The 11,921-nt window shown below is 45.4% G+C and carries 7 protein-coding genes; 5 read left to right on the plus strand and 2 right to left on the minus strand.

All coding sequences use genetic code 11. The features are described from left to right. Nucleotides 1-96: 96 nt before the first annotated feature. The gene (locus QUB25_RS05840) at nucleotides 97-744 is read left to right on the plus strand and encodes a sigma-70 family RNA polymerase sigma factor (RefSeq protein ID WP_333060700.1); all 648 of its coding nucleotides are present in this window, start codon (nucleotides 97-99) and stop codon (nucleotides 742-744) included. A gap of 174 nt (nucleotides 745-918) precedes the next feature. Further along, the gene (locus QUB25_RS05845) at nucleotides 919-1,242 is read left to right on the plus strand and encodes a 2Fe-2S iron-sulfur cluster-binding protein (protein ID WP_333060701.1); all 324 of its coding nucleotides are present in this window, start codon (nucleotides 919-921) and stop codon (nucleotides 1,240-1,242) included. 604 nt (nucleotides 1,243-1,846) lie between these two features. Here the strand turns inward: QUB25_RS05845 and treS are convergent. Further along, nucleotides 1,847-5,218: a maltose alpha-D-glucosyltransferase gene (gene treS / locus QUB25_RS05850; RefSeq protein ID WP_333182350.1), complete on the minus strand. Its 3,372-nt coding sequence runs from the start codon at nucleotides 5,216-5,218 to the stop codon at nucleotides 1,847-1,849. Nucleotides 5,219-5,658: 440 nt separating this feature from the next. Here treS and QUB25_RS05855 point away from each other — a divergent pair, with 440 nt between their 5' ends. Further along, complete coding sequence (locus QUB25_RS05855; RefSeq protein ID WP_333037381.1) at nucleotides 5,659-5,889, plus strand: photosystem II protein, Psb35-related; 231 nt, start codon at nucleotides 5,659-5,661, stop codon at nucleotides 5,887-5,889. 185 nt (nucleotides 5,890-6,074) lie between these two features. Here the strand turns inward: QUB25_RS05855 and QUB25_RS05860 are convergent, their stop codons facing one another. Beyond that, the gene (locus QUB25_RS05860; protein WP_333182351.1) at nucleotides 6,075-9,026 is read right to left on the minus strand and encodes an AAA family ATPase; all 2,952 of its coding nucleotides are present in this window, start codon (nucleotides 9,024-9,026) and stop codon (nucleotides 6,075-6,077) included. Nucleotides 9,027-9,646: 620 nt separating this feature from the next. On the opposite strand from QUB25_RS05860, the gene QUB25_RS05865 reads away from it, so the two are divergent. Both QUB25_RS05865 and QUB25_RS05870 read left to right on the plus strand, forming a co-directional pair. Beyond that, nucleotides 9,647-10,717: an MBOAT family O-acyltransferase gene (locus QUB25_RS05865; RefSeq protein WP_333182352.1), complete on the plus strand. Its 1,071-nt coding sequence runs from the start codon at nucleotides 9,647-9,649 to the stop codon at nucleotides 10,715-10,717. A gap of 23 nt (nucleotides 10,718-10,740) precedes the next feature. After that, nucleotides 10,741-11,712 (plus strand): DUF459 domain-containing protein, encoded by a 972-nt coding sequence (locus tag QUB25_RS05870; RefSeq protein ID WP_333182353.1) that lies wholly within the window; start codon nucleotides 10,741-10,743, stop codon nucleotides 11,710-11,712. Nucleotides 11,713-11,921 lie beyond the last annotated feature (209 nt).

Here is an 11,921-nt window from a genome sequence, read left to right on the forward strand (position 1 = left end):
GCTAGAAAATGATCCTCAACTCTGGAATGTCGATCGACAAATCGTGTAGAATCGGGCTGCACCAGCATTTATTCTCAAAGCTATTCCATAACTATTGTGCAAACCCCTAATTTTTCCGAACTCAACCATCCTGTGGTCAAATCCCTGTTCCATCACAGCGACCAGGAATTATTGACTCTGTTTCAAAACCATCCCGATCAGGGTCGCTTCTTCACGGCGATTTTTTGCCGCTACGCTCAAATTGTACACTCCCTGATTCGCCATTCCGTGCGATCGCCCGTACAAGGCGATTACCTATTTGCCCACACTTGGCTGCACATCTATCACGAACTCCGAGGCCTCGATTTGCGCCGCGAAACCCAAGAGTCTGATGGCGGAAATCTCAGTCTCCAAAACTGGCTGATTAATGTCACCGCAGTCTGCATAAATCAAGCTGAATTGCCCCCTGTTGAGTCGATTCACTATTCTTTGCAGTCGGCTCCGCCTCCCCTGTGGTGTTACGTCAAACAAGCCTTGGAATTGTTAGCGCCGCTGCCGCGTTTAGTGGTGTTGATGGCTCAGACTTTCCGCTGGAGCGAAACTCGAATAGCAGCTTATTTGCAAGCAGAAGGCGAAGCTATTTCCCCCGCTCAGGTAAAGGCTTTGCTGCAAAAAGGATATCAAAGTTTAGAATCCAACTTGCCGGAGGATATTCGGGCTATTTATCTAGATGAAAATCTCGATTATCAAGAAGCGCTTGTCTAGAATAGCGATCGAGGTTGTGGTTTCTCAAAAACCCGGTGTTTTGAAAATACTGGGTTTTTTAGCTATCATGTATAGCGGCATATCCTCCGCCGGCACCCTACATTTTGATTTTTTCTGTAAGTTGTAATCATCTATTTTGGTTGAATACAAGGAATCCAAATATAAGAGGTGGAAATGGCTGTTTATCAAGTCCGGTTGGTGAATGAGGCTCTCGCGCTCGATCGCACGATCGCAGTACCAGACGACCAGTATATCTTAGATATCGCAGAAGATGCCGGCATCCGCTTGCCGAATGGATGCAAGCAAGGAGAGTGTTCTGCTTGCGTTGTCAAACTGCTGAGCGGTGAAATCGACCAAAGCGAACAAAAGTTTTTGAAGCCGTCTGAATTGCAAGCTGGCTACGCTGTTACTTGTGTAGCTTACCCGCTTTCTGACTGCACTTTGTTAACGCATCAAGAACAAGTTTTATATCAAACGTCTCTTTATTTAAAATCGTAAGTATGGAGCGATTTAAAGATACTCGTGAAGACATCTACTCATTCCAGAATGAATTTCTGGTGAGATGCCCTTTTTGTGGTTCATGTGCGATCGTGCGTTGTATAGATCCTGATAAGGTCGATAGCTTTGCTCCTCGCAGATTTTCCTGTACAACTTGTGGTTCCTCAAAAGATTGGTCTGAACAGAATATTGAAAGCTGGTATAGTAAGGCACAGGATAACTACTTCCACTATCCTCTGTGGCTTCAAACTTCCTGTTGCGGTAAGACACTTTGGGCTTTCAACCTTCGACATTTAGAATTTATTGAGGCTTTTGTTCGGGCAAAGCTGAGGGAACGAAAACCTCATGAAATTTATGGCTGGTCGAATCAGAGTCTGTTCTCTCGACTTCCCAAATGGATACAATTAGGTAAGAATCGAGAAGAAATTATCAAAGCGATCGCAAAGATACGTGAATCAGTTGTGACTCTTACCTAATATTCGCCGCTGGAAATGGTTGTTCAAGCAGATTTCGTATCATGTAAGGTGCGTGACTTTCCAGCATCTCGCTGCCACTTGAGTGGCTAGAAAGTCACGCACCCTAACGAGTATAGATAAACCCGTCCTTATAAATTCAGCAATTCTACAATCCGCTGAAGCGGAATGTGCGCCCAATCCAAGCGGTAATTAAGTTCGTAGGCTAGCTCGCCAACCGCTTTTTCCAAAATGTAAGCATCCAGCAAAACTTGTAGTTCCGGTATAGATTTGGGCAAGAAATCTGCATCGGCTGCTGTTGCCAAATAGCTCTTAACAAAAGTTAGGCTGACCCAGCGGTGCCAAACGTTCGCCCACTGCTGCATCTCCGGGAGATTTTCAGGGCGAATCATGCCACTTTCTACTTCATTGCGGAGTGCCAAAGTAACAGCGTAACTTATAGATTGCAGCATTCCCGCAACATCTCGCAGGGGCGACCTCTTCATCCGCCGCTCGTTTAAGGGTCGATCGCGTTCTCCTCCGAAATCAATAATTACGAAGTCTTTGCCTGTATAAAGAACTTGCCCGAAATGAAAGTCTCCGTGACAGCGAATTCTATCGGTCGTGATTCTCAAGTTCAAAATAGACTTGAAACGTTCCATGAGCAAATCTTCGCGGTTGAGCAGCTTTTGCGCCGATTTTTGTATTTCGGGCGGCAGTTTGGACATCCGTTTTTTCAGATCCAGCAAAGTTCTTCCTGCCAGATTTCTCATGTGTTGATAGATGGAACGCTGGTAAAAAGAGGTGAAGCTTTCTGGGGCAAAAGCGGGATTTTCTGTGTCACCAGCTAAAGCGAGGTGAAGTTCGGCTGTCCGCTGACCTAAAAGTTCGGCTGATGCTAAGTAAGAGCCGATGAGTTCGCGAGCTAATGCAGGAATTTCTAGGGATAAATCCGCTACTAGCGAGTTTGAGTTCCGCGGCATTTGTCCGGTCAAAGCGCTCGGTAAATAATTTTCGGGGGCAGTAGATAAATTCTCGCCGGAATGCTTTGCTTCTACGGTCATTACTTGCTCGAAATAGTCGCGCAGTGTGTCTAATGTATAAGACCAAGCATCTATGCTGTCGGGGATTAATTTTTGCAGTATTCCGACGGTAAGGACTTGTTTTCCTGGTGTGTGATATTCCAATGCTCCGGCAATTGGAGCGTAGTGTTGAATCGAGTTGAGATGGGTTAAAAAGCGTCCGATTTCTAATTCGGGGTTGATTCCTTCCTCGACTTTTCGCAATATTTTCAGGACGAAGCGGTCGCCGTAACCTGCGGATGTATTGCTTTGTTCTTTTTTGAACAGGTGAGGGTCGAGCTGCGATAAATCTTGTTCGGAGCTGAATGCACTGTCGGCAATTCCTAGCAGTTGACCTGCTGCACCTCTGTAACTGCGAGAAGTGGCGATCGCCCCCAGCAGCGCGCTCAGAAAACCTTTGTCCCCCGCAGCGTCAAATAGTACCCCGACTTCCTTGTTGGTTTCTGGGAAGTGGAGGCGCGCGATCGCCCGATCGTCGACATCGCCTTTAATCTCTTCCCAACCTAAAGGCAAAACGTAAGTTTCCGGCATACCTTCAGTATAATTCAACTGCAAAAACAGAATGTAAACTTGAGATTGCTCCCCCGCACTATCTTTACATTCAATCGGTACAATCTCACTTATTTCTAATGATTGAATTGTCCGAGCTGTACCGCTAAACCAGCGATGGCGCCGCAGGTATCCCGGCAAAATATTAAGCAGCATATCGCTTAACTGACTTGTAGTAAAAGCAGTTTTCCAATTGCCTATCACCGCCAAAGTAGGCAAGTCTGTGGGAACACCGTGCAGGGCCAAATCTTCATGTTTAACAGTAAGAGTAAACCAGTAAAACGTGTGAGGACTCAAGCACAAAAAGTAAGGATCTTCGCCAACAGCAGGAAACTCCGTGCGGCCGAAAATCTCCACCGGAACAGCACCTTTAAAGGGCGCAAGGTCTAATTCTGCCGTCTGGACGAAGCGCGACAAATTAGCCACTACGAGGATGTGTTCGTCTTGATAAGTGCGTACAAAAGCTAAAACTTTGCGGTTTTCCGGGTAGAGAAACTCGCAAGTTCCGCGGCCGAATGCTTGGAAGCGCTGCCTAATTGCAATCAGGCGTTTCATCCACCACCAAAGAGAACTCGGATTCGCCCGCTGCGCGTCCACGTTAACAGATTCGTAGTGATATTCAGGGTCAACAATTGGCGGTGCATACAGTCGCTGCGGGTTAGCACGGCTAAAACCGGCATTGCGATCGCCACTCCACTGCATCGGAGTTCTCACCCCGTTGCGATCGCCCAAATAGATATTGTCTCCCATGCCAATTTCATCGCCGTAGTAAAGCACCGGCGTACCCGGAAGAGACAGCAGCAAAGCATTCATCAACTCAATGCGGCGGCGGTTATTTCCCATCAAAGGAGCCAAGCGGCGACGGATGCCCAAATTAATTCTCGCCTGAGTGTCTTGAGCGTAAACCCGATACATATAATCTCGGTCTTCATCACTCACCATTTCCAGCGTCAATTCATCGTGATTCCGCAAAAACAAGGCCCACTGACAGTTATTGGGAATCTGCGGAGTTTGCTGGAGAATATCGCTAATTGGGAAGCTATCTTCCATATACAAAGCCATAAATAAACGCGGCATCAGCGGAAAATGAAAGTTCATGTGACATTCATCCCCAGCAGCGTAATATTCAACCGCATCCTCCGGCCACTGATTCGCCTCAGCAAGCAGCATCCGGTTCGGGAATTTCTCATCTACGTGCTTCCGCAAGTGCTTGAGGAATACGTGAGTTTCTGGCAGGTTTTCGCAGTTAGTACCTTCGCGCTCATACAGGTAAGGCACCGCATCCATTCGCAGTCCGTCTACTCCCAGTGCCAACCAGAAATCCACCACATCTAAGATGGCTTGGCGGACGGCCGGATTGTCGTAATTCAAATCGGGTTGGTGGGAATAAAAACGGTGCCAGTAATAAGCTTTTGCTACGGCATCCCAAGCCCAATTAGAGGTTTCAAAATCTTTGAAAATAATCCGAGCATCTTGATATTTTTCCGGCGTGTCGCTCCACACATAAAAATCTCTTTCGTTACTTCCTTTCGGGGCGCGGCGCGCTCGCTGAAACCAAGCGTGCTGGTCGGAAGTGTGGTTAACAATTAACTCAATAATGACCCGAATTCCCCGTTGGTGCGCTGCTTCTAAAAGGTCTTTAAAATCCTCTAATGTGCCGTAAATCGGGTTGACGGTAGTATAGTGAGATGTGTCGTAGCCGTCGTCTCGGAGCGGCGAGGGAAAAAATGGTAATACCCAAATTGCTGTTACTCCCAAGTTTTGCAGGTAATCCAGTTTTTCTGTCAGCCCTCTAAAGTCGCCGATGCCGTCTGCATTGCTGTCGGCAAAAGCCCGAACTGGTACTTCGTAAATAATCGCGTCTTTGAACCACAACGGGTCGTCATTTAACATTGAGTTTGGCATGATTTGTAGCGATGATTGGTAATTGGTAATTTGTACTTAAAATTTGGTAATTGGGATTTGTTAGTTCCCATCCAAACTGATAAATCATAACTTATAATTTGGCCGCTATTCCTCATGCCAGCCGCAGACTTTTAATCGTAATTTATTAACGCAAAACTTATAATTTCTTAACTATAAAATTTCAACAATCTGTTTGCTATTTCGGATACAGTTCACAATCCGGGTACTGTGCTAGCTACCGATGCGCGGTAGTGCCCACCATACATACTCTCGCTCTCTCTCCTTCTTCCCCTCTGGCGCTGCCGTCAAAGGTGCGGTATTTACTACCTGCCGGACGGTTGCCACGACATTACAGTACCTTGACGTTTATTACTAATTTTCGTTACATTAGTTTACATAAAGCAACAAAAGTTAAGGAAAAAGCAAATATGGCTATTGTAATCTCTCTTTTAATCGTCGGTTGGGTCGCAGCAGCATTAATTGGCACTCAAGCATATTTCCTCGGGGAACAGTCAAAGCCCATCCACGAGAGGAATTGGAACGATGAATCTTTTGAAAAATTGGCTGTAGCAATCACAGCAACAGAGATGGATTACAGCGTTCGCGTTCCTGCCTATAGCATGGATGCCTATGGTAGCCGCACCATCTCGAATTCTTGATATCAAGTAACAGGTTTCACCATTTTCAATAACAGGCAGGATGCCTGTTCCACAAGAGAATTGAGGGTTTGTGGAACAGGCATCTTGCCTGTTGCTAATTTTCAATAACAGGGCGGATGCCTGTTCCACAAGAAGACTTATTATTTGTGGAACAGGCAGGATGCCTTTTCCTAGCTGTTCGGCAACTACAAACTATTACCGACTAGCGCTGGGCGAGAATCTTTTTTGCGAAACTGCAAAGTGTTATTTTCGCAGTCGATCGCAATTGTATCACCCTCCACAAAGGCATTTTCCAGAATTTTGTTTGCCAGCGGGTTTTCCAGCTCCCGCTGGATGGCGCGTTTCAAGGGACGAGCGCCGTAAACCGGATCGTAACCGACATCTGTGATATGGTTTTTCGCCGCATCCGACAGTTCCAAAGTAATTTTTTGCTCGGCCAACAACCGCTCGATCCGCTTCACTTGAATGCTGACTATTTGCCGCAGTTCGACCTTGCTCAAAGTGTGGAACAAAATTATCTCGTCCACTCGATTGAGAAATTCGGGCCGAAAGTGCGATCGCAGGGCTGTCATTACCCGTTTTAACATCTGTTCGTACTCTTGGTCGGTCTCCCGTTCTTGAGTCAATAAATTTTCATTTTCACTCTTGTTTTCACTCTTGTTTTCACTCTTGGTTACACTATCAACATCAACTCGCTGGGCCGACACCTCAACAGTACCGTCGGCAGCCACTTTATAATCTGTCTTTTGACTTGACAAATCTTTCGTTTCCTGCTTCCTGCTAGCAGGTTTTTTGACGGTTTTTTCCTTCTTAGTAAACACGTCTAAAATGTGGTCGCTGCCGATATTGCTAGTCATCACAATTACAGTATTTCTAAAGTCAACCACTCGACCTTGAGAATCGGTAATTCTGCCGTCATCCAACACTTGCAGCAAAATGTTAAATACGTCCGGGTGCGCTTTTTCCACTTCATCAAACAGCACTACCGAATAAGGATGTCTCCGCACTGCTTCGGAAAGTTGTCCCCCTTCATCGTAACCGACATATCCGGGGGGAGCTCCTACCAACCGGGAAACGCTGTGTTTCTCCATGTATTCCGACATATCGATGCGGACGATCGCATCATCGCTGTCAAACAAAAACTCCGCCAACGCCCGCGCTAACTCAGTTTTGCCGACGCCGGTGGGGCCCATAAACAAGAAAGAGCCGATCGGCCTTCCGGGGTCTTTCATGCCCGCCCTAGCGCGCCGAATTGCCGCCGCCACGGCTGTTACAGCTTCCTCTTGACCGATGACTTTTTGGTGCAAGTGTTTTTCCAATTGCAGCAATTTTTGGCGTTCAGATTCTAACAACCGGTTAACCGGAATGCCCGTCCATTTAGCGACAATTTCCGCAATATCGCCCTCAGTAACTTTTTCGCGCAGCAGGGAAGAACCTTGAGCTTGCTGTTTCAAAAGTTCCGCTTCTTTCGCTTCGCGATCGCGCACCGCAGTTTCCAGCTTGCCGTACTTTAACTGTGCGGCTTTATTCAAATCGTAAGCCCTTTCTGCCTGTTCGATTTGGACTCGCAGTTGGTCTTCTTCTGCTTTCAATTTATTGATTGCATCCAACAACTGCTTTTCGCCCAACCACTGAGAGGACAATTTTTCCTGCTTGACTTTTAAAATGTCAATCTCCGATGTGATGCGTTCGACGCGGAAGCCGAGCCCAGGGGCTAGAGCACCTTTTCCTTCGCCTTCGATCGACAATTTTTCCATTTCCAACTGCATCACCCGGCGGTCAATGCCTTCCAATTCCACAGGTTTAGAGGTAATCTCCATTTTCAAGTGGGCGGCCGCTTCATCTACCAGGTCGATCGCCTTGTCCGGCAAAAAGCGATCGGAAATATAGCGGAAAGACAGAGTTGCAGCAGCTACCAGGGCCGAATCAGTAATTTTTACCCCGTGGTGGCGTTCGTAACGGTCTTTCAATCCGCGCAAAATCGAAACAGTATCTTCAACACTGGGTTCGCCGACAAATACTTGTTGAAAGCGGCGTTCTAGGGCTGGATCTTTTTCAATATTCTTGCGGAATTCGTCGAGAGTTGTAGCGCCGATGCAGCGCAATTCGCCTCTCGCCAACATTGGTTTTAACAAATTTCCCGCATCCATTCCCGAACCGGAACTGCCACCGCCGCCGGTGCCGACAACCGTGTGCAATTCGTCAATAAATAGGACAATTTGCCCGTCGGAATCGATGACTTCCCGCAGTACAGACCGCAATCGTTCTTCAAATTCGCCCCGGAATTTTGCCCCAGCAATTAAACTGCCCATGTCAAGGCTAAATAGCTGGCGATTTTTCAAAGATTCCGGTACGTCGCCGTTGACAATTCGCTGGGCTAAACCTTCGGCGATCGCAGTTTTTCCGACTCCGGGATCGCCAATTAACACCGGATTGTTTTTTTGACGGCGAGAAAGAACTTGTACCACGCGACGGATTTCCTCGTCGCGGCCGATTACTGGGTCGAGCTTGCCGGCTTTGGCGGCTTCTGTCAAATCGCGGCCATACTTGCTGAGGGCGTCGGAGTTAGCTTCGCCATCTTGATCTTGGGCTTTAGCGCTGCTGCGGCTGCCTTTCCCTGTTTCGGAATTTTTTTCTTGGGCTTTAGCAGTGGCGCGGAAAGATTTGATTGCTTCTTCGAGTTTTGGTCGATCGAGCGTACCGGCTGGGGGTTTGCGATCGTAACCGGGGCGGCCCGGCGGGCCGTCGCCTTTTGTCAGTAACCTGCGACCGACTCGTTCGTCTTCTACTAAGCCAATTAATAAATGTTCAACGGCGATAAAATTATCTTGCCAAGTCGCCCTGGTGGCCTCGGCAACATCTAACATAACTTCTAAGCCGCGACCGAGGTATAGTTGGTCAGCGTTGGCAACTCTGGGCTGTCGTTTGGCAAAAGCATCTAACTGCTGGGCCAAGCGGGGGGCATCGACTCCAGCTTTGCTGAGAATGCTGTTTGCCTGGCCTTGCTGTTCGAGAAGGGCGATGGCTAAATGTTCAACCTCTAGCTGCTGATTGGCAAAGCGGCGGGCTACATCCTGGGATTTGACAATGGCTTCCCAGGCTTGATCTGTAAATTTGCTAGGGTCTGTTGGCTGCACGTTGGTTCCTCGCAATCAAGGGGATTCCTGTTGTTATCCGTTAATACATCGTCTCACAACCATCATAATCTTTAAACAGGATTATGAATTTATGAGTGCGGTTAACTAGGGCGGAAGTTGTGGCCTAATTGACCTCTTACAAAAGCTTACAGTCCGCTATCCACCCCGAAATTTGGTGCGCTCAGACCGACTCTAGCGATTCCCTTCGGGATAGGTTGGCTGGCCGTACTTATAAAAATATTGCCACAAACAAGATTTTTTATCGGCTGAGACTTATGCTATTTCCCACTTACCAATTTCTAGTTTTTTTCCTAATTATTTTTAGCGCGATAGTCTCTGTGAAACCCCAAGTCAATTTGTATAAAATTGTCTTGTTAATTTCAAGTTTATTATTTTATTTCTTTTGGAGTTTCGACTTTCTCTTGCTCCTCGTTTTCTCTACAGCCTCTAACTATATCATTCTCCGGGTTCTCTGCAACAATAAGTATAAAAAACTTGCTTTAATCTCCGGCTTAGTTTTCAACATTGCCTATCTCGGCATCTTTAAATATTGCAACTTCTTTGTAACTTCTTTATTTGAGATACTGAACCAGCTACAAATTCCCGCCAGCTTTCCAGTTTTGCAAATAATCGCCCCCGTCGGCGTGTCTTTCTACACTTTTAGAATGATTTCTCATTTAATCGACTGCTGCCAGCAAAAAATACCCTGTCCAAAATTTATAGACTATGCCGCCTACATTACCTACTTTCCGCAAATTGCCTCTGGGCCAATATCGCGAGCTCGCGAATTTTATTTGCAGCTAAATTCACGGAAAAAATACGACTATCAAATTGAAGAAGTTATAGTTTTGATTTTGTCTGGGCTCTTCAAAAAATATACTTTATCGAGCTTTTTGTTTAACTTCACTGACTTACCATTCAAAGTACCCCAGCAGTACAGCAGCATCGATTTAATCCTCGCGGCAATTTCCTATTCCTGTTTAATTTATGTAGATTTCAGCGGCTATTCGGATTTAGCCAACGGTATCTCCTGTTTGCTGGGTTTCAAACCAATTGCCAACTTTAATATGCCATACCGATCACTCAGTCTGCAAGAATTTTGGAAAAGGTGGCACATCAGTCTTTCCGAGTGGCTGAGGGATTACGTTTACTTTCCCTTGGGCGGTAACAAATACGGCAAGTTCAGGAAGTACCTAAATCTATTTTTAACAATGGCGATCGGTGGATTTTGGCACGGCGCAGGTTTAAACTTTATTTTCTGGGGAGCAATTCACGGTTTAGGATTAATTGTCAACCATTTATGTAAAGATCTCCCCCAAGCTATCCACTTTAAATTAGACTATGCCTTTCCCAGATTTGCTAAATTTTGCAGTTGGCTGCTAACATTTACTTTTGTTACTTGTAGCTGGGTATTTTTTGGCACTCCCAACTGGGAAACTGCGGTGAGTTTTTTTGAAGGAATTTTCCATCCTGCAGTCACAAGTTTTCAATTTAACTTTTGGCAATTGTATTTAGTAATTGCAGTTATTGGCGCGCTCAACTTGTGGGGCGATCGCATCGCGAAACTATTGCAAACCGTATTGTCATTAAAAAACATTTTCTTTCGGGTTGTCTTAGTTTCACTGCTCGTGTATACTATCTTGATGTTGGGGCCAAGTACCGTCGCGCCTTTTATTTACTTTAATTTCTAAGAAATATGAAAGACCGGGAATTTTTGCTGATTGTTACTTCTGTAATTCTCACTTTAATATTTTCAAATTTCTCATTATTTCTGAAAAGCTTTGCTTCAACTCCTTTCGCCAGTGCAGAAATTAAAGAAGCAGCGCGCCAGATCGAAATAGACGGTTTCCGAAAATCAGAACAAGATTTTTGGAGCAAAATTAAAGATATTAACTTCGACAGCCTCCCCAAAGAACCAGAAATTTATTCTGTCCAAACCGAAACAAAAGCGCCCGTTGAACCCCCAAAGTCTGCTACAGCTAAAAAACCAACCCCAGCTAAAAAAACAACCCCAGCTAAACCTAAACTGACCCGACCTTATCGCAGATTTTTATTTATTGGAGATTCCGTAATGTTCGACTTAGGAATTCAACTTCAGTACACTCTTAAGAAAAAATACAATATCGCCGATACGAAAATTGACTACAAGGTAGCGACCGGATTAAATCGGATAGATTATTATGATTGGTATGCCAGAACTCGCCAAACTCTTAATAATTACCAGCCGGATGTAGTGATAGTTTTGTTCGGAGCCAATGACCGTCAAAATATCATTGATTCTCAAGGAAAAGCCTGGAGAATAATGACCAAAGAATGGCAAAAAGCTTATAAAGAAAGAGTTGAAAGATATGTCAATTTACTTGATGCGTCATCCGTAAGAAAAGTGTATTGGGTCGGTCAATCGATGCCTAACAAATCTTCGTATCTCAAAGCTTTTCCCCTCATGAACGATATTTATAAAAATGCCAGCAAATCTTCAGCCAAAATTGAATTTATTTCTACTTGGGACACTTTTGCACCCGGAGGAAGATTTCTTCCAGTAGTTGCTAATAAATCGGGTAAGCGAGGCTATGTAAAAAATAATGACGGCTTGCACTTTACATCCCACGGAGCTCAAATTATCAGCGACTTACTCGTTGACCAAATGGTAAGCGACAAAATATTAAAAGATCCGACAAAGAAATGACTATAGTAGGTTGGGTTTCGTTGCCCAACCTAAAATTTGGACATTTCACCAATTATTGCAAAATAATATATTTAGTTCGGGACGCACATTGGCCTTGATTAACTAGGTTTATAGGGAAAATCTAGGCTTGAGTTATAATAAATTTAGTCGTGAAACCGGGTTTATAACTCCCTATGCGTTCAGGACTAATATTGACAAAAAGCCACAGT

The organism is Microcoleus sp. B3-D7 (assembly GCF_036705305.1).
Lineage (GTDB): Bacteria > Cyanobacteriota > Cyanobacteriia > Cyanobacteriales > Microcoleaceae > Microcoleus.

Bases quoted from the DNA above. Each gene is read 5' to 3' on its own strand.
- treS (WP_333182350.1), bottom strand. From the start codon at position 5,218: ATGTTAAATGACGACCCGTTGTGGTTCAAAGACGCGATTATTTACGAA.
- QUB25_RS05845 (WP_333060701.1), top strand. From the start codon at position 919: ATGGCTGTTTATCAAGTCCGGTTGGTGAATGAGGCTCTCGCGCTCGAT.
- QUB25_RS05855 (WP_333037381.1), top strand. From the start codon at position 5,659: ATGGCTATTGTAATCTCTCTTTTAATCGTCGGTTGGGTCGCAGCAGCA.